The organism is Clostridium sp. MB05, from assembly GCF_046581255.1.
GTDB lineage: Bacteria > Bacillota > Clostridia > Clostridiales > Clostridiaceae > Clostridium.
Map to the genome: position 1 here is coordinate 2,788,642 of NZ_CP174370.1, position 24,710 is coordinate 2,813,351.

Annotated in this window: 21 protein-coding genes, 1 pseudogene and 1 other annotated feature; of the genes and pseudogenes, 6 read left to right on the top strand and 16 right to left on the bottom strand. The window is 26.9% G+C overall.

Going from position 1 to position 24,710, the window contains the following annotated elements:
- Positions 1-66: 66 nt before the first annotated feature.
- Genes ymfI through ACH36K_RS13075 form a run of 3 tightly spaced genes read right to left on the bottom strand, consistent with a single transcriptional unit; the run spans position 67 to position 2,756 of the window.
- Positions 67-810, bottom strand: a complete 744-nt coding sequence (gene ymfI, locus ACH36K_RS13065) for an elongation factor P 5-aminopentanone reductase (protein ID WP_411168053.1) — start codon at positions 808-810, stop codon at positions 67-69.
- A gap of 27 nt (positions 811-837) precedes the next feature.
- Positions 838-1,770, bottom strand: a complete 933-nt coding sequence (locus tag ACH36K_RS13070; RefSeq protein ID WP_411168054.1) for a dipeptidase — start codon at positions 1,768-1,770, stop codon at positions 838-840.
- Between the two features lie 14 nt (positions 1,771-1,784).
- The gene (locus ACH36K_RS13075; protein WP_411168055.1) at positions 1,785-2,756 is read right to left on the bottom strand and encodes a metallophosphoesterase; all 972 of its coding nucleotides are present in this window, start codon (positions 2,754-2,756) and stop codon (positions 1,785-1,787) included.
- A gap of 158 nt (positions 2,757-2,914) precedes the next feature.
- Here ACH36K_RS13075 and ACH36K_RS13080 point away from each other — a divergent pair, with 158 nt between their 5' ends.
- Complete coding sequence (locus ACH36K_RS13080; protein WP_411168056.1) at positions 2,915-4,057, top strand: amidase domain-containing protein; 1,143 nt, start codon at positions 2,915-2,917, stop codon at positions 4,055-4,057.
- A gap of 113 nt (positions 4,058-4,170) precedes the next feature.
- Here the strand turns inward: ACH36K_RS13080 and ACH36K_RS13085 are convergent, their stop codons facing one another.
- From ACH36K_RS13085 to glyA, 4 genes are all read right to left on the bottom strand, one after another.
- Positions 4,171-5,130, bottom strand: a complete 960-nt coding sequence (locus ACH36K_RS13085) for an RsmB/NOP family class I SAM-dependent RNA methyltransferase (protein ID WP_411168057.1) — start codon at positions 5,128-5,130, stop codon at positions 4,171-4,173.
- 294 nt (positions 5,131-5,424) lie between these two features.
- Positions 5,425-6,180, bottom strand: a complete 756-nt coding sequence (locus ACH36K_RS13090; protein WP_411168058.1) for an exodeoxyribonuclease III — start codon at positions 6,178-6,180, stop codon at positions 5,425-5,427.
- 62 nt (positions 6,181-6,242) lie between these two features.
- On the bottom strand, positions 6,243-7,709 hold the full coding sequence (locus ACH36K_RS13095) for a methyl-accepting chemotaxis protein (RefSeq protein WP_411168059.1): 1,467 nt from the start codon (positions 7,707-7,709) through the stop codon (positions 6,243-6,245).
- 168 nt (positions 7,710-7,877) lie between these two features.
- On the bottom strand, positions 7,878-9,116 hold the full coding sequence (glyA, locus tag ACH36K_RS13100; RefSeq protein WP_411168060.1) for a serine hydroxymethyltransferase: 1,239 nt from the start codon (positions 9,114-9,116) through the stop codon (positions 7,878-7,880).
- Between the two features lie 213 nt (positions 9,117-9,329).
- On the opposite strand from glyA, the gene ACH36K_RS13105 reads away from it, so the two are divergent.
- Positions 9,330-10,094: a threonine/serine exporter family protein gene (locus ACH36K_RS13105; protein ID WP_411168061.1), complete on the top strand. Its 765-nt coding sequence runs from the start codon at positions 9,330-9,332 to the stop codon at positions 10,092-10,094.
- A gap of 1 nt (position 10,095) precedes the next feature.
- A complete protein-coding gene (locus tag ACH36K_RS13110) occupies positions 10,096-10,572 on the top strand; it encodes a threonine/serine exporter family protein (protein ID WP_411168062.1) in 477 nt (158 codons plus the stop codon).
- A 37-nt stretch (positions 10,573-10,609) separates the two neighbouring features.
- Here the strand turns inward: ACH36K_RS13110 and ACH36K_RS13115 are convergent, their stop codons facing one another.
- The 3 genes from ACH36K_RS13115 to ACH36K_RS13125 all read right to left on the bottom strand — a co-directional run bounded on the left by ACH36K_RS13115 (position 10,610) and on the right by ACH36K_RS13125 (position 12,695).
- Complete coding sequence (locus ACH36K_RS13115; RefSeq protein ID WP_322413688.1) at positions 10,610-10,798, bottom strand: ferredoxin; 189 nt, start codon at positions 10,796-10,798, stop codon at positions 10,610-10,612.
- Positions 10,799-10,957: 159 nt separating this feature from the next.
- Entirely contained in the window at positions 10,958-11,971 is a 1,014-nt protein-coding gene (gene asnA / locus ACH36K_RS13120; RefSeq protein ID WP_411168063.1) for an aspartate--ammonia ligase, read from the bottom strand.
- 116 nt (positions 11,972-12,087) lie between these two features.
- Positions 12,088-12,350: a binding site (T-box leader), on the bottom strand.
- A gap of 72 nt (positions 12,351-12,422) precedes the next feature.
- Positions 12,423-12,695: a metal-sensitive transcriptional regulator gene (locus ACH36K_RS13125; protein WP_411168064.1), complete on the bottom strand. Its 273-nt coding sequence runs from the start codon at positions 12,693-12,695 to the stop codon at positions 12,423-12,425.
- 173 nt (positions 12,696-12,868) lie between these two features.
- On the opposite strand from ACH36K_RS13125, the gene ACH36K_RS13130 reads away from it, so the two are divergent.
- Entirely contained in the window at positions 12,869-14,245 is a 1,377-nt protein-coding gene (locus tag ACH36K_RS13130; protein WP_411168065.1) for an aldehyde dehydrogenase, read from the top strand.
- Positions 14,246-14,360: 115 nt separating this feature from the next.
- Positions 14,361-15,527, top strand: a complete 1,167-nt coding sequence (locus ACH36K_RS13135) for an iron-containing alcohol dehydrogenase (RefSeq protein ID WP_411168066.1) — start codon at positions 14,361-14,363, stop codon at positions 15,525-15,527.
- 45 nt (positions 15,528-15,572) lie between these two features.
- On the opposite strand, the gene ACH36K_RS13140 is transcribed toward ACH36K_RS13135, so the two are convergent.
- From ACH36K_RS13140 to ACH36K_RS13165, 6 genes and pseudogenes are all read right to left on the bottom strand, one after another.
- Positions 15,573-16,364 carry a histidine phosphatase family protein gene (locus ACH36K_RS13140; protein ID WP_411168067.1) on the bottom strand — a complete coding sequence of 264 codons (792 nt, stop codon included), beginning with the start codon at positions 16,362-16,364 and terminating at the stop codon, positions 15,573-15,575.
- 100 nt (positions 16,365-16,464) lie between these two features.
- A pseudogene (locus ACH36K_RS13145) lies at positions 16,465-17,865 on the bottom strand (PTS transporter subunit EIIC); the annotation flags it as partial.
- Positions 17,866-18,311: 446 nt separating this feature from the next.
- Positions 18,312-20,753 carry a DNA helicase RecQ gene (recQ, locus tag ACH36K_RS13150; RefSeq protein WP_411168068.1) on the bottom strand — a complete coding sequence of 814 codons (2,442 nt, stop codon included), beginning with the start codon at positions 20,751-20,753 and terminating at the stop codon, positions 18,312-18,314.
- Positions 20,754-20,936: 183 nt separating this feature from the next.
- A complete protein-coding gene (locus ACH36K_RS13155; protein ID WP_411168069.1) occupies positions 20,937-21,614 on the bottom strand; it encodes a TIGR01906 family membrane protein in 678 nt (225 codons plus the stop codon).
- A gap of 191 nt (positions 21,615-21,805) precedes the next feature.
- Positions 21,806-22,585, bottom strand: a complete 780-nt coding sequence (locus ACH36K_RS13160) for an EFR1 family ferrodoxin (protein ID WP_411168070.1) — start codon at positions 22,583-22,585, stop codon at positions 21,806-21,808.
- A 197-nt stretch (positions 22,586-22,782) separates the two neighbouring features.
- The gene (locus ACH36K_RS13165) at positions 22,783-24,108 is read right to left on the bottom strand and encodes an APC family permease (protein WP_411168071.1); all 1,326 of its coding nucleotides are present in this window, start codon (positions 24,106-24,108) and stop codon (positions 22,783-22,785) included.
- A gap of 301 nt (positions 24,109-24,409) precedes the next feature.
- Here ACH36K_RS13165 and ACH36K_RS13170 point away from each other — a divergent pair, with 301 nt between their 5' ends.
- Positions 24,410-24,673, top strand: a complete 264-nt coding sequence (locus ACH36K_RS13170; protein ID WP_411168072.1) for a DUF1294 domain-containing protein — start codon at positions 24,410-24,412, stop codon at positions 24,671-24,673.
- The last annotated feature ends 37 nt before the right edge of the window (positions 24,674-24,710 follow it).

The following is a 24,710-nucleotide window of genomic DNA, read 5'->3' on the forward strand; positions in this document are numbered from 1 at the left end:
ATCTAATATTAATTATTTATTTTAAGCAAAAGTTCAAATACAAATCATATAAGTATAGTTCATACTCTAAATAATTCCTCCATCTACCTTTATAACTTGACCTGTTAAATACTTACATGAATCATTGCATATAAAAGTTACTAATTTGCCAACTTCAGCTGCTTCACCAAATCTTCCCATAGGTATCTCTTCTTTTAGCTCATTCTTTTCTTCTTCTGATAAAAATGAATTCATTTCTGTGTTTATCACACCTGGTGCAATTGCATTCACTCTTATTCCCATTGGTGCAACTTCCTTTGCTAGGGATTTAGTAAATAAATTTATAGCTCCTTTAGAACTAGAATATATTACTTCACAAGAAGCTCCAACATCCCCCCAAATAGATGATATATTAATTATATTACCTTTTCCTTTGGAAATCATATATGGAATAGCATGTTTAGTTAAATACATAACTCCTAAAATATTTACTCCCATAATATTATCTATATCTTCTTTTGAAGAATCCATAAATAAGCCTATATTTGATACTCCCGCATTATTTACTAATATATCTATTTTCCCAAAAATTTCTATTATATAGTCTATCATATTTTTACAGATATTATAGTCTGATATATTTCCTTTATATAATTTCCCATAACCACCTAATGCAATTATCTCTGCTAAAGTAGTTTCTGCACCATCATCATCCTTAGAATAATTTATAACTACAGTTGCCCCTTCTTTAGCTAACTCTATTGCTATAGCTTTTCCTATTCCCCTTGACGCTCCTGTTACTAGTGCTATTTTTCCTTGTAAGTTTTTCATTTTATTCTCCTAAAAATTTATTATATATTATAGACATTCTTTAATTACTCTTTTTACATTTTTGTAGAATATCTTATCTATTTCTGAATTTGTAAACTTCTCTTTAAGTAATGCTTCTCTAAGATTACCTATTTCTCCTATATTTTTTATTTCTACTTCATTTTCAATTCCATCAAAATCTGTTCCTAAGGCAAGGACATCTATTCCTCCAATATTTCTTATATGTTTTATATGTTCTATCATAGATTTAATAGTAGGAACTTTTTCTTTTCCTAAAAATGGTGCACAAAAATTTAACCCCATAACTCCGCCTTTATTAGAAATCTTAACTATCATATCATCTGTTAAATTTCTTGAGTGATTAGTTATTTCTCTTGAATTTGAATGAGTTGCTATAAAAGGTTTTTTACATATATGGACCAAATCATAAAATCCACCATCTGATAAATGAGAACAATCTGGTATTATCCCCAACTTTTCCATTTCAAAAACAATCTCTTTTCCTTTATCTGTTAGACCTTCATTTTTATATTTATATCCTGCATTTGGATATCCTATACTATTAGCAAAATTCCATGTTAAAGTTACAAATCTAATTCCTAAATCATAAATCTCTTTTACCCTTTCAACCCTTCCTTCTAAAACCTCACCTTCTTCTATTGATAAAAATGCTCCTATCTTACCTTTATTATTTACTTCTTCCAATTCTCTCAAATTTCTTACTATTTCAATATCATTGTAGTTTTCTTTTAACTCTTTAGTTAAAACTTCATTCATTTTCTTAAATTCTAAATATGGATTATCTACTATATTTAGTTCTATAAAATGTGCAAAAACTTGTGCTAAAGCCTTACCTTTTTTTAACTTCTTAATATCAACCTTGCAAATACTTTCATTTAATTTTAAATTTTCATATAGTAGCCTACTAGCTGTGTCACAATGTAAATCAATTGAATTCATCCTTTAAATCTCCTTTAACATTTTGTTTTTTTATTTAAATTTTTATTTATGTCTTTAGATTCTTCTATCATCCTTATCCTTTCATCTCTTGCCCATAATAAATATCCCTCTAAACTTTGAGGACCAGTTATAACTTTTCTTCTTACCCAAAGAATCCCTGATTCCTGAGATTCAACACTCCATTTTATAAGAGAAATATTACCACTTTCTATTTCTATAGCAGTCATAGCATAAGGTAAAATACAACATCCATCATTAAAATAAGGTGGTTCAAGCTTTCCTGGCATTCTACTATTGTGGGTATGTCCACAAATTAACATTTTTGAATTTTCTTTTGCCCACTTTTCAAGCTTCCTATCTACCTTACTTCCTTTTTTATTATTTTTAGCCGGACTAGTTGGATCATTAAAACCTGCCAAGCCATTTAAAAATTTCCATACATACCTTACTAAAAATCTTGATATTAACCAATAATCTGAATTAATAGGATCTGCTTGATGTCCATGAGTAACTAAAAATTTTTCATTAATTGGTTTAAACTTAAAATTTATACCTTCATAAAATTTTATATCCTTAATAAACTTCAAGAAATTTTTCCCATAGTCTGCTCCAATTCTTTTTAAAGCTTTATATTGAGTAATATAAAAGGTCTCTCTATTTTTAATTATATCATGATTTCCATAAATCATATAAATTCTATTTTCTTCTTTAAATTTATTAAATAACTTAAATATATCATTATAACAATAAGCAATGTCATTAAAATTTCTATTTTTCCAAAGTTCATCTCCATCTCCTACTTCAACATAAGTAAACCCCTTTCTATAATAATAAGATAGTGCAGTTTTATATATATTTCTATTTGCTAGTAATGAGTCGTAAAAGGTTCCATCTCCTCTGTGAACATCTGATATAAATACTATATTATCTCCATTATCAAATTTCACTTCCATTGCATTATCATAAAGATAGTTTAATCTTCTCATAAATTTCCCCTTATAAAATTTATAGTATTTTATTATATGATTTGCATTGCTTCTTTGCTAAAAACATCCATTAAAAATACTGTTAACATAGATATAAATTTAAAGCCTTTTGTACAAACTACATATATGTATTATTTAGCGAAAGAGAGGCGAAATTTGTGAAGTTTAAATATAAATCTATAAGCTTAATATTAATACTATTATTAACTTTTAATATACTACCCTTTTCTACATCTTTTGCAGATGAATTTTATGAAGATGAAGAAACTATTAATTTTTTAAATAATGGTCTATCCTCTGAGGAAATGAAAAAGGAATTTAAAGACTTATTGGAAAATCTATTTGCTCAAAGAAATGAGGCTATAGTTTTAGGAGACTGTGAAGTTTTAAAAGGATTTTATGATTTAAATATTAAAGTAAGTTTATGGGCATATGAAAGTGAGGCAAAAAAAACTCAATACTTAATTAATTGGTCAGAAAAACAAGCTGTAAAATTTAAAGACTTAAAATCTATAGTTAAAATAAGAAAAGTTGCTGAAAAAGAACCTGGATTATATGGTGTAATTTGTGATGTAGCAACTGACTTCAATTATTACTATATAGATTCACCAGATATTATTAATCATTTTAGACTTGGTACTAATCATTATCTTAACTTAAAAAAAGAAGGAGATAGATATATAATTACTAAAGAATGGTACACTGATCCATTTGCTGACTCATTGGATATGAATAATATAAAATCGGAGGAAATAAGACAATACATACTATCTCAAAAACAACCAGAATTCATTCCAAATGAGAGATTAACAAAAGCAATAGAATATGCTCATAAGTATTGTGGAGTTTCTGAAGATGAAAATTTTACCTTCAAATATAACTCAAAATATAAAAATCATAATCCTGATGGAGGAGATTGTGCAAATTTTGCTTCTCAAATATTACATGATGGCGGAGGTTTTAAGAAAAATGGAGCTTGGAATCACTCTGGGAAGGAAGGTACTAAAGCTTGGCTAAATGCACAAGGCTTTAAAAATTATATGGTTGGTAGTGGTAGGGCATCTTATATAGCTAAAGGATCTTATCAACAGACTTATAAAGCCGCTTTTAATATGAGACCTGGAGATTTTGTTGCTTATGAAAAAAAAGGTAGAATTACTCATATATCTACAGTTACCGGCTTTGATTCTAAGGGTTATCCATTAGTTACATGTCATAATACTGATAGACTTCTTGTTCCTTATGACTTAGGATGGAGTAATGATAACATAAAATTCCACTTAATTCACGTACATTACTAAAAATTAAAAGAAGAATAGAAAGTATATAAAACTAGTTTTCTATTCTTCCTTTTTAATTATTTTTATTATATTTAAATAAAATTTTGATATATAGTTTCTAAACATCATATAAGTTATTTTTTACTCTTAACTAATTTAGCTATAAAAAAGCCCTCCATAGTTTCACTTGGTATTATCCTTATAGCTTTTTTCACTTCTTTATTATATGATTTATACTTATATTCACTTATACCTCTAATGACGTTAGAAAGTTCTAGATTTATATTTTCTAATTTTAAGTCACTATATTTATTTAATGCATACTCAATAATTTCTTCATTTTCAAAAGGATTTAAAGTACAAGTTGAGTATACAATAACTCCACCTGGCTTTAATGCATGATAAGCACTATCGAATAATTTTTTTTGTAATTTTACGTAAAGTGCTACCTTTTTCTCACTCCACCCCCTATAAGCTTTAGAGTTTTTTAATATCATTGTTCCTTCGCCTGAACAAGGTGCATCTAAAAGAATTCTATCAAAATATCTATGCAATCTCTTACCTATGCTACAACCATCAGCTCCTAAAACAATAATAGAATTTGCTCCCTGTTTTTCTATATTATAATTTAGCCTTTCTCTTCTTATTTCATTTACATCATTAGCTAAAATAGTAGCCTTATTTTGGGTTAAATCCGCCATATAAAGGCTTTTTCCTCCAGGTGCTGCACACATATCTAATATAACTAAATCTTCTTTTAAATCTAAAAATAAAGGAGGTAACATTGAAGATAGATTTTGTAAATATATTTTACCATATTTATAAACCTCTAATTTTCTTAAGTTACTCTCCTTTACTCCTTTTACTATAAATGCATTTTTGATTAGTGGATGATTTACAGCTTTTATCTTATTCATATTTAATTCATCCATTACTTCTTTTGTGTTCCCATTTAAGGTGTTAACTCTAAAAGTAGTATTTCTTCCTCTATAAAAACTTTTATAAATTAGATCTAATTGACCCTCTGTAAATATATTTTCTAAAATATCTATAAGTTCCTTTGGTAAGCTATTCTTAACTTCTTTAATTGACACTACATCACCCCTATAGTTTACTTATATTATATATTACTTTTAAATAAACTAAATTATGATGTAATTAGATTGCTTTTTAACTTAAACTTATAGATATTATTTGCTATAAAAAAGTAGACATATGTAAGTTTACTTTTTCCGTCGCTCCGCTCCAAGTCAATATAAACTTACATATGTCCACTTACAAACTGAATGAAGGAAATTATAAAAAATTATTCAAATGATAATCTTTTTATAATTTCCTAAAGAATAAAATAGAATCTATTTTAATTGTATTTAAATAATTTTATATGCTTAAATATTTATTGTTAACTCTACAGGACAATGATCAGAACCTAAAACTTCTGAATGAATTTCAGCTCCTTGTAATTTGTCTTTTAAATCCTCAGATGTTAAGAAATAATCTATTCTCCAACCTACATTCTTTGCTCTTGCATTAAATCTATAAGACCACCAAGAATAAGCTCCTTCTTTATCAGGATAAAAATATCTAAATGTATCTAAAAAACCAGCTTTTAATAACTCAGTAAACCTTCCTCTTTCCTCTTCTGTAAAACCTGCATTTCTTAAATTAGTTTTAGGATTTTTTAAATCTATTTCTTTATGTGCTACATTTAAATCTCCACACACTATAACAGGTTTTATTTCATTTAAGGATTTTATGTAGTTTCTAAATACATCTTCCCAAACCATTCTATAATCTAATCTTGCAAGTTCATTTTGTGAATTTGGAGTATATACAGTTATCATATAAAACTTTTCAAATTCTAATGTTATAACTCTACCTTCTTTATCATGATCCTCTACCCCTAACCCATATTTTACATTTAAAGGTTTTTTCTTTGTAAAAATAGCTGTTCCTGAATAACCCTTTTTCTCAGCATAATTCCAATATTGACTATATCCTTCTAATTCTAAATTTATTTGTCCTTCTTGTAACTTGCTTTCTTGTATACAAAAAATATCTGCATCCATTTCTTTAAAATATTCTAAAAAGCCTTTTGTTACACAGGCCCTTATCCCATTAACATTCCATGATATAAGTTTCATTTTATATACTTCTCCTTTGCTATAATATTTTAACTATATTATAACACCTTTTTTAAATTCTTCTATGCATATGTGTTCATTCTTTTAGATAGTTCTACTAATTCATCTAATGAACTTTTTGCATCTGTAACTTCCTTAAATAATATTTCTACAATCGCTGTTGTATTTTGTGAATTTGCCAAAGTTTGCTCAGATATTGAAGCAACATTAGTTATTCCATCTGTTATTTTTAAATTATCACTATCTATTGCTATAATCTTTTTAGTTACTTTGTTAACAAGTTCTTCCATACTATTTAGTCCATTTGTTAATTCATAGAGTTCTTTAGAGGTATTTTTCACAGTAACTTCTTCTTCATTTATTATTTCTGTAACTTCACTAATAGAATTAGAAACATTTAATACCTCTTTTTCTAATTCTTTTATTATATTATTTATTTCATTTGAAGAATCTTTACTTTGTTCAGCAAGCTTCCTTATTTCATCTGCAACAACTGAAAATCCTCTACCATATTCTCCTGCTCTTGCTGATTCTATTGCTGCATTTAAAGCTAAAAGATTAGTTTTTTCTGAAATATCTCTTATTATATCTATTATCATTAATACCTTTGACGTTTTTTCTTTTAATTCATTAGCCGTTTTATAAACCTCTAAATTTTTATTCTTAACATGGTTAGAATTTACAGCTACCTCTTCAATCATCTTAAATATACTTTCAAATATTGCTCTACTTTCTTTAAAATTAACTTCCATATTCTTAGAATTTTCAACAGCACTTTCAATATCTAACTTTATATTATTTGATGCCTTATTTTGCTCTTCAATATTAGAAGTAGTACTTTCGCAACCATTTAGAATTTCTAAAATAGCTCTGCTTATATCACTTGATGACTCTTCTATAGTATTGAATGTACCCGAGATTGATACTGTATTTTTATCTAGTAATTCAATTGCTCCTCTTATCTCTGATAAGATTTTTTCTTGTTCCTTAACCATATTGCTACTTTTTTCTCTTTCTTTATCTGCTTCTAATCTTATCTTATTAGATATTCTAGTGATTAAATAGGCCATAACATAAAACATAAAGATACAAACCATTTCTAATGGCATTGCATCTCTCATTCCTTCTTTATTAAAGTTTAAAACAATCCAAATAATATTAAAAATTGCTGCTCCTACAATCGGTCTAACCATAAATTTTTCGTCTAGATAGACCATACAAATAACTATAAGAGGTATAATAGCTATTGGTGCTACCGCTAAATCAGATGCAAATAAGGTAATAGCATATACAACTGCATATGGTGTAACAGCTATATGCCTTATTTTCACATTGCTTTTGTTCTTTAAATAAAATATAATCATTAAAATAGTAAATAATGATATAACTGCTAAAGCTAAGTATACAAACTCCTTAACCATACTTCCTTTTTGCATCATTACTAATAACCCTAAAGAATATGTTGCTGCAAGTATAGTTGTTGCTATAACAAAATACTTATTGGTAACCTCTGTAACTCTCTTTCCCACGTCGTTTCCCCCTAAATTCCTTTTTTTATAAATATCGTATTTTTTATTTTAACCTTTACAATTTTAAAATTAATAAACAAAGAAATAGTAGCAATATGTAACAAATAATATTACATGAATACTATTTACATATTACTACTCTTTTAATATCAGATAACTAACCTAAAATTATTTATTATATAAAGGATGTTTTTCACATAAATCTTTAACTCTATTTTTTAATAATTCTAAATTAGGATTTTCTATAGAAATTGCATCATTAATTATAGATGCTATTTCCTTCATATCTTCTTCGTTAAATCCTCTTGTTGTAACAGCTGGTGTTCCTATCCTTATACCAGATGTTATAAATGGACTCTTAGTTTCATTTGGAACTGTATTTTTATTTACTGTTATACCTATGCTATCTAAAAGTATTTCTGCATCTTTTCCTGTAACATCTTTATTGGTTAAATCTAGAAGTATTAAATGATTATCTGTTCCACCAGAAACAATTTTAAAGTCATATTTAATCAACTCATCAGATAGAATTTTGCAGTTATTAACTACATTTTGCATATATTCCTTATAGCTAGGATCTAAAGCTTCTTTAAAACATACTGCCTTCGCTGCTATTGTATGTATAAGAGGTCCTCCTTGAATTCCTGGGAATATAGTCTTATCTATTTGCTTTGCATATTTTTCTCTACAAAGAATTAACCCCCCCCTAGGACCTCTTAAAGTTTTATGTGTTGTTGAAGTTACAAAATCAGCATACGGCACTGGTGATTGATGTATTCCAGCTGCAATAAGACCTGCTATATGAGCCATATCTACCATAAAGTAAGCTCCAACTTCATCACAAATTTCTCTAAATTTTTTAAAATCTATAACTCTTGCATATGCACTTGCTCCTGCTACTATAAGCTTTGGTTTATGTTTAATAGCAATTTCTCTAACTAAATCATAATCAATAGTTTCAGTTACTTTATCAACTCCATATGAAATAAAGTTAAATAATTTTCCTGAAAAATTCACTGGTGATCCGTGAGTTAAGTGTCCACCATGACTTAAATCCATTCCTAAAACAGTATCTCCTGGCTCAAGTATTGATAGATAAACAGCCATATTTGCTTGTGAACCTGAATGTGGTTGAACATTTGCATGATCAGCCCCAAATAATTCCTTGACTCTTTCTCTTGCTATATCTTCAACTTCATCAACTACATGACATCCACCATAATACCTCTTGTTAGGATATCCTTCTGCGTACTTATTTGTAAGATATGAGCCCATAGCTTCCATAACTGCCTCTGATGCAAAATTTTCTGATGCAATTAATTCTATTCCTTCTTTTTGCCTATTAAGTTCTTTTTCTATTAGTTGGTAAATTACTTTATCTTCTTTTGAAATTTTTTCAAAATTCATATTGTCACCCCAAATCCTTTTTTAATAAATTATAAATATAATTTATCTAATAATCAATTAATATTTGTATTTTATTCTTATTTTCTATAAATTTCAAAAATAATTTATTAATAATATATATATTATTAATTCTACAAAGTAGTATATACTATACTTAATGCCTTTATGTTATAATACTTAAGAAATTTTATAAATTATAAGGAGCTAAGAATTATGGATATGAATGAAATACTTCACGTTGCAACTTTTGCTGGTAAAATTATGCTTGAATCTGGTGGAGAAACCTATAGAGCTGAAGAGATAATATGGAGAATTTGTAAAATTTACGGTGTAGAAGAGGCTGAAAGCTTTGTAACACCAACTGGTATTATGGTTTCTGTATGCAACGATGCTAAAACATATTCTTTAATAAGAAGAGTATCAACACGAACCATAGATCTAGATAGGGTAGATAAAGTAAATGATTTATCTAGGAATATTATTGCTAGAGATTTGTCTGTGTCTGAATTAAAAACTCAACTTCAAATTATAAATAATGGTGATAGATACAATAATAAAATAGCCATTTTAATTTCTGCTTTAGGTGCTTTTTGTTTTGTGTTTTTATTTGGAGGTAAATTAAGAGAGGCTATTGCTGCATTTTTTGTTGGTCTTGTTATAAAATCAATATCCATAAAATTTTCTAGCCTTGAAATAAATCAATTTTTTATAAACAGTATTTCTGCTGGAATAGCAGCTATAATGGCTATTATATTCTTAAAACTAGGATTTATAAATGATATAGATAAAACTATAATAGGATCTATAATGCTTTTAGTTCCTGGGCTTGCAATAACTAATGCAATTAGAGACACTATTTCTGGTGATTTACTAGCTGGACTTACAAGAGCTGCTGAAGCTTTTCTAGTAGCTATATCTATAGCTGTTGGTACAGGGGCTGTTCTTAGTTTTTGGATTTCTACTTTTGGAGGACTTTAATATGTTTATACAATCACTATTTGCCTTCTTTTCTACCCTTGGTTTTGGAATACTTTTTAATATAAAAGGACAGAAATTATTTTATGCTGCTTTAGGCGGTGGGATAAGCTGGTTTATAAGTCTCTATTGCCAAAGTTTAGGCTTTAATGTAACCTCTTCATTTTTTATATCTGCAATTATATTTAGTATATATTCAGAAATATTAGCAAGAATATTAAAAACTCCTGTAACTACTTTAATAATTTGTGCCTTAATACCATTAGTTCCTGGTGGAGGAATGTATTACACTATGTATGAAGCGGTAACTGGTAACATAATGAAATCTCTTGAAACCGGGCTAACTACTCTTGCTAATGCAGGGTCACTTGCTCTTGGGGTTATTTTGGTGTCAACCCTTACTAGACTTTTAATGTCCGCTAAGAAAAATAGAGAATTTAAAGAGTTAGAAAGACGTGCAAGAAGAAAAATATTTAAATAAAGCCATACACTATCATATTAGTGTATGGCTTTTCAAACTATTCTTCTATTGAAATAGCTGTTACTGGACAACCTTCACAAGCTTCTCTTGTTGCTTCTTCTAATTCTGGTGCTACAGTACCTTCTATAGCAACTGAAACTCCTGATTCTAATGAAAATACCTCTGGGCAAACTCCTTCACAAAGTCCACAAGATATACATGTATTTTCGTCAACAAATGCCTTCATGTAATTCCCCTCCTCAATTTATTTAATTTTTAATATTTAAAAATTACTTTATTTTTATAAATAATTAATATAACCTAATTATAAATATTTATTTTAATTTGTCAAGAATATTGTTTAATTAGAAGTTTTAATTGATATTAATTATTATTTAGAAACATTTTATAATAATTTTATATCATTTTCTTCACATATTTTTAAATTTTTTTCGTCCCATGTACTTGCTTGTACTTCTCCTATATGAGCTTTATTTAAAAAATACATACAAATTCTAGATTGCCCTATTCCGCCACCTATTGTATATGGTAATTCTCCATTTAATAGCATCTTATGGAAGTTTAACTTTCTTCTATCATCATTTCCTGAAACTTTAAGTTGATAATCTAAAGCCTCTTCATCAACTCGTATACCCATAGAAGACAATTCTATAGCTCTGTCTAAAAGAGGATACCAGAACAGTATATCTCCATTTAAGTTCCAATCATCATAGTCTGGACTTCTTCCATCATGCTTTTCCCCTGATTTTAAAACTCCACCAACCTTCATTAAAAATACTGCCTTATGTTCTTTACATATCACATCTTCTCTTTCCTTAGGAGTAAGATTTGGATATTTATCTTCTAGTTCTTGAGTGGTAATAAAGAATATTTCTTCTGGAAGCCTTTCCTCTCCCTCTATTAAATCCTTATGAACATATTTTTCAGTATCTTTAAAAGCAGTATAAATTTTTCTTACTATTTCCTTTAATTTATCTTCAGTTCTATCTTTTTTATCTATAACTAATTCCCAATCCCATTGGTCTACATAAACTGAATGAAGATTATCTAACTCTTCATCTCTTCTTATTGCATTCATATCAGTGTATAATCCTTCTGATACTTTAAAACCATATCTGTGAAGACTTAGTCTTTTCCACTTTGATAATGAATGAACTATTTCTACATCTTCTCCTGTAGCTAATATATCAAATTTAACAGGTCTTTCTACTCCATTTAAAGTATCATTTAAACCATTTCCAGATTCAACAAAAAGAGGTGCCGAAACTCTTGTTAAGCTTAGGTTTTCTGCTAATGCTCTTTCAAAAAAATCCTTAATTTTTTTAATATGAACCTCTGTTTCAATTAATGTTGTGCTACTTTTGTAACCTTCTGGTATTATTATTCCTTCTACTTTCATTTTAAATTTCCTCCTCTAAATAAGTTTAAATAACTAAATTCCCATATTTTAAAGATATCTCATAGCTTAACGATTTTATTGCAATAAAAAAACTTTCATACTTTTATAAAAATATATAAAAGGATGAAAGTTATACTCCATGTTACCACCTTAATTCACTATTACCTCACAGCAATAGACTCTTCAAGTACGTAAGTAAAATTTACTTAGATACTCTAGCACTATAACGGGTGCAACCCGGTTACCGCCTACTAGTTGTAATCTTTCGGGGCACGGCTCAGAGATGTTATTCAAATTAATTTTCTTATTCTACTCACAGCTAATGTAGAACTCTCTGAAAAGATACATTAATTTTACTTCTTCTCATCATAGCCTGTAATTCAATTATTTATATGAATAATATCATTTTATAAACAAATTGTAAATAGTAAATTTTAATTTTTTAAAGTTATTATTTTACAAAAGTATTTATGGTTTTTATAAGTTGCTTTAAAGTTTCTTGTTCAGAGGACCCTTCTTCAATACCTAAACAGTTATTAGCATAGTATTCAATAGTTAATCCTCCAACTCTGTTTATTGCCGATCTAATAGCGGAAATTTGAACTAAAATATCTGAGCAGCAAACATTTTTCTCCATCATTCCTTGAATTCCCTTTACTTGACCTTCTATTCTTTTTAATCTATTTACTATATCTTTTCTTAGCTTTTCATTTTCTTCTTCCATAATTTAAACCTCCATGTTACTATACCTCTATAGGGTATTTATATTTTAACATTTATGTATATAACTATTCAACTTAATATATCCTTAAATTATATTTATTTATAATTATAGTGATATAATAAAGTTATATATAATATAGTTATTTTTATTTGATAAATTTTATGGAGGTTTTTATGGAGAAAATTTTAAATATATTTAATAGTCAAAAAGACTTTTTTAATTCTTCTAAAACAAAAGATATTAATTATAGAATAAATAATTTAAAAAAATTAAAAATATTAATTAAAGAAAATGAAAAAGATATAATGGATGCTCTTTATAAAGACTTAAGAAAATCTAATTTTGAAAGCTATGCTACAGAAATAGGAATAGTATATGATGAATTAAATCTTCATATAAAAAACTTAAAAAAGTGGTCTAAGAAAGAAAAAAGAAGAAGTCCATTAGTTCATTTTCCAGCTAGAAGCTATATATATAAAGATCCTTATGGTGTTACTTTAATAATTGGCCCATTTAATTATCCTTTCCAACTAGTTATAGCTCCTTTAATTGGTGCTATATCTGCAGGAAACTGTGCTATTATTAAGCCTTCTGAAAACACTAAAAACATCTCTTTATTACTAGAAAGAATAATTAATAATAATTTTGAGTCAAACTATATAAGAGTTGTTAATCCTTTAGACGGTAAAGATACAGTATCTTATTTATTAGATTTAAATTTTGACTATATATTTTTTACTGGAAGTGTTCGAGTAGGAAAAATAGTTATGGAAAAAGCCTCAAAAAACCTTATTCCAATTACCTTGGAGCTTGGTGGAAAAAGTCCTTGTATTATAGATAATACAGCTAAGTTAGGTTTAGCTGCTAAAAGAATTGTTTGGGGTAAATTTTTAAATGCAGGACAAACTTGTGTGGCTCCAGATTATATACTAGTCCAAAAGGATGTCAAAGAAAAACTACTAAGTGAGCTTAAAAGAGAATTAGTATCTCAATTTGGAAATGACATAAAATTAAGTCCTGACTTTCCTAGAATAGTAAATGAACAATCATTATTAAGACTTAAAAGTTATTTAAAAGATGGTGATATTTATTTTGGTGGAAAGTCTGATGAAAAAGACTTATATTTAGCTCCAACCATTCTTACAAATATTAAAAATAATAACTCCATTATGGAAGAAGAGATTTTTGGTCCTATACTTCCTGTTTTAGAGTATTCAACTATTGATGAAGCTATTAATTATGTAACAAATAATGATAAACCTCTTGCTCTATATTATTTTTCCGAAGATTCTTCTTTAGTAGAAAAGATGTTAAACTCCACCACTTCTGGAGGAGTCACAATAAACGATACAATTATTCATGTTGCTTCTTCATATTTACCTTTTGGTGGAGTTGGTCCTAGTGGTATGGGAGCTTATCATGGAAAAGCTAGTTTTGATATCTTTACCCATAAAAAATCTGTAATTAAAAGAGGAACCTTTATAGAGTTTCCTATTAAATTCGCACCTTATAACAATAAAATTAATTTATTAAAAAAAGTTATGAAATAGATGCTTAAATCCACTTCATATTAATTATGTATAATATTTTTATATTTATTGAAACCTTTTCTTTATTGAAGTATTATATATCTATATTCTAATATTTAAATATAAGGAGGCCTTTATGAGAAATTTTAATTATAAAAATGGAACTCAAATTATCTTTGGAAAAGACACTGAAAATAGTATTGGTTCAGAAATAAAAAAATATTCTAGTAAAGTTTTACTTCACTATGGTGGTGGTAGTATAAAATCTACTGGCTTATATGATAAAGTTTTAAACTCATTAAAAAATGAAAATATAGAAGTAATAGAACTTTCTGGAGTTAAACCTAATCCTAGAGTTTCTCTTGTGAGAGAAGGTATAGATATTTGTAGAAAGCATAATATAGATTTTATATTAGCAGTAGGTGGTGGTAGTGTTATAGATTCTGCTAAGGCTATTGCTGCTGGAGTTAATTATAATGGTGATGTGTGGGATTTATTTTTAGGAACTCCTATAAATCATAAATGTCTTCAACTTGCAACAATATTAACTATACCAGCTGCTGGAAGTGAAACAAGTTCTGGCTGTGTTATAACAAATGAAGATGGTTTATTTAAAAGAAGTACTGGACATCCTACATTAAGACCTGTATTTTCTATATTAAATCCAGAGCTTACTTTTACTCTTCCAAAATATCAAACTTCTTGTGGTATTGCTGATATGTTCGCTCATATATTAGAAAGATACTTTACAAATGAAAAACATGTTGATTTAACTGATAGATTATGTGAAAGCACATTAAAGGCTATAATAGACAATGCGTTAAGATTAAATATAAACCCTAATGATTATAATGCAAGAGCAGAAATAATGTTATCTGGAATGGTTGCTCATAATGATTGGTTAAGTATGGGAAGAATCGGTGATTGGGCAACTCATGATATAGAACATGAATTAAGCGGGATTTATGATATAGCTCATGGTGCTGGACTTGCAATTATTTTCCCTGCTTGGATGAAGTACGTTTATAAACATGATGTAAATAGATTTGCTCAGTTTGCAAATAGAGTTTTTGACATTGATATAAATATCAATGACCTTGAGGAAACTGCTTTGCGTGGTATTGAAGCCCTTGAAAACTTCTTTACTAAAATTGAATTACCAACTAGATTAAGTCACGTAAACATAGATGAAAATCATATAGATGAGATGTCTAAGAAGCTGGTAGCTCATTGTGATCATGTAGGTAACTTTGTTGAAATTAGATATACAGAGGCTAAAGAAATTTTAAAATTAGCTCTATAAAAAAATGGCGTCTCTTCAAGAGATGCCATTTTTTTATCATAAGAATTATTTATTTTTTCCTTTTTCTACGTAGCTCATATCATTTACTGATTCAACAGTGTATTTACCATCTTGATATAATACTTTAGTTACACTAGCATTTTTTAAACCACCACTAAGATCTTTTAGTGATTCTGGTGCTACTTGTGTTAAGAAAGTCATTAATGTAATCCCATGTGATACAACTAAAACTTTTCCACCACCATTTTCTTCAGTTTCCTTTGCTATTTTATCAACTGCAGATTTTACTCTAGTTGAAACTTGATCCCAGTTCTCAGCTTGCTTACCTGGATCTATTTTTGAAGCAGTATCAAGCATCATTTTCATATCAGGAGCTTTCATAAACTGCTCTAAAGTCATATCGTTAGCTTTTGCTAAATCTTCCCAGAATTTATGATTGAATTCACCTTCATAATCTCCAAAGCAAGCTTCTCTTAAATCTTTATCTTGTTTAATTTGTAAATCTGATTGTCCACTCTTTTCTAATGCAATTTGTGCAGTTTCTATAGCACGTCCACTAGTACTTGCGTATGCTGCTACAAACTTTTCATTTTCTAAAGCTAATCCAGCTCCTAGGAATTCAGCTACTTCTCTACCTGGTGCTGTAAGTGGAGCATCAGCCCACCCTTGAACTCTATCTGTAGTATTTAACATAGTTTTACCATGTCTTGTTAAGTATATTTCAACTGGCTTAGTCTCTTTTGGAGCCTCTACCTTTTTATCTGTATTTGAAGCACATCCTACTGATAATACAGATAGTACTCCAACTAAGCATAATGATAATAATCTTTTTTTCATAATTTTTCCCCTTAAAATTTCTAATTTTCAAATTTATTTTATTCTAAATCTTGCTTATACATTAAAGAAGTTTATAAACTTTTATATTTCTTTATTTTACTTCTTCATCTTTGTACATAACAAATGTTAATACAAAGCTAACTGCCATAGCTACACCTACTGCAATTAATGCGTTAATTGCTCCACTAGTATCTCCATTGGCTGGATTTATATAGTTAAAGAATCCGAAAGATCCAAGTCCACCCATTGTATATTGTTTAACTCCCATAAATCCAATGATTGCTCCTCCAACAGCTCCTCCAATACAGCTTATTACAAATGTCTTGATTCTTGGCAGTGTAATACCATAAATAGCTGGTTCTGTTACTCCAAAGAACCCTGATATAATTGCAGGTATTGATAATGATTTCATCTTCTTATCTTTTGTCTTAATGAATATAGCCATTACAACAGCTGTTTGTGCAAATGATGCTGCAAACATTGGTGCTAATACTGAATCATATCCCATAGTTGACATATTTAATAACATTATTGGAATTAGGCCCCAATGTAATCCAAAGATTACAAACACTTGCCAGAATGCACCTAATAATAAACCTGCTATTATTGGTGAGAAGTTATAAAGAGAAAGTGATCCTGTTCCTACCATTTTACTTAACCATGTTGTTATTGGTCCAATTACGATAAATGTTAATGGTACTATTACTAATAAAGTGAATAATGGTACTAAGAATGTTTTTACAACATCTGGAATTATCTTTTTGAATCCGTTTTCTATTTTTCCACCAAAGTATGTTGCAACTATAATTGGAATTACGCTTGATGTATAATTCATTAATATTACTGGAATACCTAAGAAAGTAATATAAACTGGTGATTCAAACATAGTTCCTTGGAATAAAGTATATAAAGGTGTTCCATTCATTAAACCTAATATACTTGGATATACTAATGCAGCTCCAATTAACATACCTAAATAAGTGCTTGTTTTAAATTTCTTAGATGCATTATATCCTAAGAATATTGGGAAGAAATAAAATAATGAGTCCCCTATAGCTTGTATAATTTGATAAGTTCCTGATTCTGGTGTTAACCATCCTAATGCTAAAAATAATGCATTAAATCCTTTTAGCATACCAGTTGCTGCTAAAACACCAAGTGTTGGTGCAAAAATACCTGAAATAATATCAATAAATTTATTAAATGGATTCATTTTTTCTTCTTTTGTATCAGAAGTAGACTCAGATAAATTTTGTAATCCAGCAACTTCATTTACAGCGTTAAAAACATCTGTTACATGGTTACCAATAACAACTTGATATTGTCCACCACTTTTAATAACTGTAACTACTCCCTCCATGTTTTTTAATACATCTGTATTAGCCTTATTTTCATCTTTTAATTTGAAACGTAAACGTGTAATACAGTGAGTCAAAGAATTAATATTTTCTTTTCCACCTACATTTGCCACAATATCTTTAGCTAATTGTTCATATTTCATAAAAAATCCTCCTTAAAATATATTTATAAAAAAGGCGAGCCCAAAACAAATAGAATATTGATTTATTCTATCTAATTTGGTCTCGCCTGCTTTACCAGTAACAATCCATATTTAATTGTCTTTTAACATGTATAATTAAAAATTATACCTAATACTATTAGTTTTACTAACTTACATCTTATTATTTATATATTTAATTGTTTTTAAAAAATAAGACCCTATTAAATACAAAGATGCTATTAACAATTCTTTGCATTGAATAAGGTCTCGCCTGATAAAATCAGTAACAATCAAATATTTAATTTAAAATGTAAACTTTTACTTTATATTTATATAATATCATTTTAAATTCATTTGTCAATAATTTTTTTAAAATTTATTGATTATTTTAATTATGGAAATTATTTATTCATAACTTCCATAATTAAAACGAAGTTATTGTTCTGCTATTTAATATTAAAATACTCTTTTAAAATAACAGCTCTTATTCCTTCATATTTAATATTATCTGGTAGTGCTTTTTTTAATACTCCCACCTTATCATAACCATAATTCTTGCAAGCTTCTAATATAATTTCTTCTTCATAAGTATTATAATACTTATCTAAATTTAAATTAAATACAGTATCTCCTGATTCTTGTATATAATCAGTTATATATCCTAAAATTGTAGAAATTGAAATCTCTAAATCCAATGATACTTCTTCTAAACTCATTTCACTTTTTATATAATCTAACGCAATTTCATTATTACTTCTGCTTTCACCATCTAATATTAACCTTTTTTTCTTTTTTTCCTTCCAGACTCTATCTATATCCTTTTCTATTAAATATCTTTTAACTTCTTTAAGTATTTCTTCTCCATAAGATATTATTTTTTTAGGTCCTACCCCTGCGATGTCCTTTAGCTCTTCGTCATTACATGGGTATCTACCACTAATTTCTTTTAAAGAATTTTTACTAATTATCATACTAGGTATAGTTCTTTCTTTTTTTGCAAACTCACTTCTTAGTAAATATAGTCTATCTAGTAACTCTTTATCGCTTTTTACTTCAAAAAATTCTTCATCCTCTATATAATTATCGTTTATATCCTTCTGATTGCTAGGCTTAATATTATTTACTTCAACATAATTTTTAATAACTTCAATAAATCTTTCTCCATATTTATTAAACTTAGTTTCTCCAACACCTGAAATATCTAACATAGAATCTTTATCTAATGGATATTTCACAGTCATTTCTTTCAATGTACCATCACCAAATATTACATATGGCGGCACATTTTCTTCTCTAGAAATATTTAGCCTTAACTCTCTTAATAATTCGAATAATTCATTATTTGTTTCTAACTTTCTTACAATCTTAACTTCCTTTAACAATACTTGCTCTTGTCCTTTTAATACTTTAACTGATTTATTATTAAGCCTTAAAATAGGATATGTTCCTTCAACAGATTCTAAAAAGCCATGTGATATTAAAGTATTAATAAATTCCTTTAATTCTTCATTTTTATATTCTTTCATAATTCCATAAGTAGATAGTTTATCAAAGCCTGCCGATACTACCTTATTATTCTTAGATCCTCTTAGAACATCAATTAACATGGTTGCTCCAAATCCTCTTTTCATTCTATATATACAAGATAAAACCTTTTGAGCATCTATAGTTTTATCTACAACCTCACCTTCACTTAAACAGTTACTACAATTATTACAATCCTCTTCAATTTCATCTCCGAAATAATTTAAAATATACTTTCTATAACAATCATTACTATAAATCAAATCAACCATCTGTTGTAATTTCTTATATTTGTTTATCTTTCTAGTTTCATTTTCTACGCTAGCTTCAATAAGATATTTTTGAGTATGTATATCTCCAGGAGAAAATAATAAAACACATTCACTTTTCTCTCCATCTCTTCCTGCTCTACCTATTTCTTGATAATATCCTTCAATATTTTGTGGCATATTATAGTGAACTACAAATCTTATGTTTGGTTTATCTATCCCCATCCCAAATGCATTAGTTGCAACCATTATAGTAAGTTTATCCTTTATAAAATTCTCTTGGTATTCTTTTCTTAACTCATCATTTAATCCCGCATGATATTTTCCAACATTATAACCCTTGGAGATTAAAAGATCATAAATATAATCTACCTCCTTTCTTGTTGCTGCATATATTATCCCTGAATTATCTTTGTTATTATCTATATATTTTAGTATATAGCTTTTTTTATCATTTCCTTTTTCTATATTAATAAATAAATTTTCTCTATCAAATCCCGTTATAAATAAATTTGGATTTCTAAGTCCAAGTAAACTAATTATATCTTTTTTTACTTCTTCTGTTGCCGTTGCAGTAAAAGCTGTTATTATAGGTCTTATACTAAGCATATCAATAAACTTTTTTACTCTTCTATAGCTTGATCTAAAGTCATGTCCCCATTGAGATACACAATGTGCTTCATCTATTGCAATTTGACTTATTTTACATTCTGTTATTGCCATAATAAATTCATAAGACTCTAATCTTTCTGGAGCAACATATATTATTTTATATTTATTCTCTTTTATGTTACTTATTATTTCATTAAATTCCTTTGAGATTAATGAACTATTTAGATATGTAGATTCTATTCCCATTTGTTTTATTGTATCCACTTGATCTTTCATTAAAGATATAAGTGGCGATATTACTATAGTGATTCCTTCAAGTAATAAAGCTGGTATTTGATAACAAATAGACTTTCCTCCACCTGTTGGCATAATTGCTAATACATCACTTTTATTTAAAATACTTTTTATTATACTTTCTTGTCCTTTTCTAAAACTCTTATAGCCATAATATTTTTCTAATATTTCTAAACTTCTATCAGTCAAATTAAACACTCCTTACTAAAGTAAAGCTACTTCTTTAAATATATTATAATCATAGACAAAACATACGTTCTTAATACATAAAATAAATTTTTAAATAGTAAAAATAAATATTTTTTAATTCTGATGAAAAAACATTTAGCACTTAAATAAAAGTGAAGGAACCCCCTCACTCTTCTAAATTATTTATAATTGTTTATAATTCACTAAATTATTTTTACTTCCAATTTTATAATAAAGAATTTTGTAAATAATTATTGAAATACAAATAAATAACAATATTATTATAGCATATAATTTAAAAACTTCCTCTGGCAAAACATTTATAATAGGATCTGTAACTGAATCAAAAATCCAATAATCATTATTGAAAAATATCTTATGGAAAACTACAAAAGACTTTGAAAAATCTATAGATATTGATAATAGCAAAAATGTTATTATGCTTATAAGTGTATTTGCTCCATAATTAAGCATTTTAAATAAGTTAAATTCTTTATTTTTATACTTATTAATAAAATATAAAACTACAAAAAATATTGTTAGTATTATAACTATTAAATATATACTTAAAAATATTTTTTTCACCTCATAAAAATGAAATTCTCCATTGTTACTCATTATAAAATTATTAAACTTTAATTTTTTAATAAAAGGATTCTGTAAGTAATTAAGTAAAATATTATAATCGCTTATTAAATTTTCTTTTGATATGTTCCCCAATTCAGTTAAATTATACTTACTTATTGAATAAGTATAAATAATCCTTAAATTTAATGATACTATTACACTTAATCCAATAGTAAATAAAGCCACCATTAATCCTTGTATTGACTTAAATAATATACTTAGTAACCTCTTCATTCTATACCTCTTCCTATAAATTAAATAACTTCTATTTATTAAATATATAATATTATATCATTAATTCACTTAAATATAAAAAAAGAAGGTACACCTTCTTTTAATAATATAGTTTAAATTATTTACATCTTTCTTTAAGCATACCTTTTTCATAGATGATATTATAACTTAATTTTAAACTTCTAAATAAACTAACCTACTATTAAATTAATATTGGCTTTATATTGAGAGTATTTTTTTTCTTTATATAATATTGCATTTTGTGGACAAATACTTATACATCTACAGCACATTATACAATTATCTCTAAATTTAATTTCATTAGTAATATTCTCTATATTTTTAGTTGGACAATTTCTAACACATAAATTGCATTTATCACAGTTTGAATTTATTGAAAACTTATAGGAATTCTTATATAATTCTCTTGTTCTAAATTTTGATAGTCTTTTAATAATATTTCCTTTAAAATTATTAATGTTTTCTTTACTATAATTTTCAATAAGAAAATTTTCTACTGAATTCTTTACTTCATCAACTGAAATTTTATAAATTTCTTCTAAATCTCTAACCTCTACATTTTTATACTTCTTACTTAATATATAGCTATTAGGCATTTTAAAATTCTTAGTAATTACAACCTTATAGTTCTTTTCCAATAATAAATCCTCTAACTCCTTAAAAGATGATTTTATTACATCTCTTCCTGTAGAAAATATCATGGTTTTTATTTCTTTTTCTGAATAATTTATATTATCCTTTATATACTCCATAAAAATTTCAGGGATATATTCAAAATATTTAGGAAACCCTATTATTAAATAATCATATGAATATTTTTTAATATTCATATTTTCCTCAATAGAATGCATATCTATATTACATTTATTTTTTATAAATTCCTCACATAACTTATTTGCTATAAATTTTGTATTTCCTGTACCACTAAAATATAAAATTAATCCCTTCAATATAAATCTCCCCTTCTCTAATATATTAAACACTTTAATATACATAAAATTAACATATTAATCTTATGTAAATAATTATATATCACTTGTAAAATATTGGGAATATTTTTATATTTTCATTTTTTTATCTTATTCTTATATTTTCTACAAAATATAAAAAGATAGGATATTTTCCTATCTTTTCTATATAATTATATTTAACAATTTTCTTTTTTATATTTCCAAAATAACATTGCAGATATTAAAATAATTCCACAAATTATTGCATATACCAAGAATAAAGGATTATTAAGACTTCCAAATAAAATTATTAATGATCCTACAGTAGCAAGAATAGGATTTACTTTTCCTCTTAATAAGCCTTTAATTTCACCTGCTAATCCCATTTTAAAGACTTTAAAGTATAGTAATATATATAATAAATAATTTACAGTAATAGATACCTCTGATATATCACTATTTGGTAAATAATTATATTTTTGTGTTATATAATGTATAAATAAACAAACTACTGATATTATAAAAGATATTATTGCTGAGTTAATAGGCATTCCTAAATTCTCGTTAACCTTTTTTATCTTATTTGAATTTGGAAACATACCTCTAATAGCTAATGAATAAGGCATTCTAATATGCCCCATTATCAGGCCATTAACAGTTCCTAATATAGATACAACTACAAATGTTAGTATTATTTTAGCTCCCCAAGCTCCAAATAATCTATTAGCTGCTAAATCTACATGTGCATCACCTATATTCATAATTGTTTCAGGTCCAACATATATACTTATTCCAACAAAATATAATACATAAATAATTAGAATAAAAATAGGTGCAATTATCAATGCCTTTGGTAAATTTTTTTTAGAATCCTTTATTTCATGTCCAATTGAGGTTGCAATTATCCATCCGTCAAAAGAAAATGCAATAGGAGCTATTGCAGTTATCCAACTAGCAGATTTCATATGAGTAATATCACTTATTGCTATTTCACTAGGATTTCCAAAGAAAACTCCTGCTAATGCTATAAGTATTAAAGGAATAATTTTAATTATTGTTGACGCATTTTGAAAATATCCACCTAATTTAGCAGATAATACATTAATAATATAGAATGTAGTCATAACAATTAAGGCTATTATAGTCTCAGTAAGTAATCCCCCATTTATTCCAAATAACATACATATATATATTCCTGATACCCAAGATACCACTGCAGTAAGAGTTGGGTAATATAAAAAAGTATGAAACCATCCAAAAGCGCACGCTATAGATTTGTTATAAGAATATTCAGCATAAGTTATAATTCCACCTGCTTTTGACTTTCTTGATGCTAACTCAGATATAGTTAGACTTCCAAATATTATTCCCATAGCAGCTATACAAAAAACAAGTACACCTAAACTTATACTTCCATTAGTTGCTACTAATATATTATCACTTTTAAAAAATATACCAGATCCTATTACTATTCCTACTATCATTCCTATGGCAGTAAATAAACCATATTCATTTTTCTTCATTTTTCCACCCCTTTTTATAATCTCCTATTAATAATGACAAATACTATGTACAATATATCACAGAAAAATAAAAATAAGAATATAAATTAAATTATTTTCAAATAATTTTTCAAAATTTTATTCATTTTATTAATTATTAAGTTGTTATCATTATACTAAAATATTTTTATATTCTTTCAGTTTTTTTAAAGTATATAATTAAATAAATGGCAATAAAACTTATTTATCAGTATACTTTATTTGCATAATAACTTTTATAGTTTATACTTATATATATTAAAAATTTTTAGAGGAGGTCTTTATGAAAAATAATTTAATTTATTATATTTTTCTTGTTAATCTTATAGCTTTTATAGTAATTTATACCGATAAGCAAAAGGCTATAAGAAAAAAATGGAGAATAAAGGAGTCAACTATTATATTTTTATCACTAATGGGTGGAAGCATAGGAACATATATTGGAATGTACACTTTTAGACATAAAACAAAACATTTAAAGTTCACTTTAGGTGTTCCTATGATAATATTAGCACAAGTACTAGCTTATATATTTATAATAAAATAGAACTGGATAATTTATTTTAAATTATTCATTTCTATTC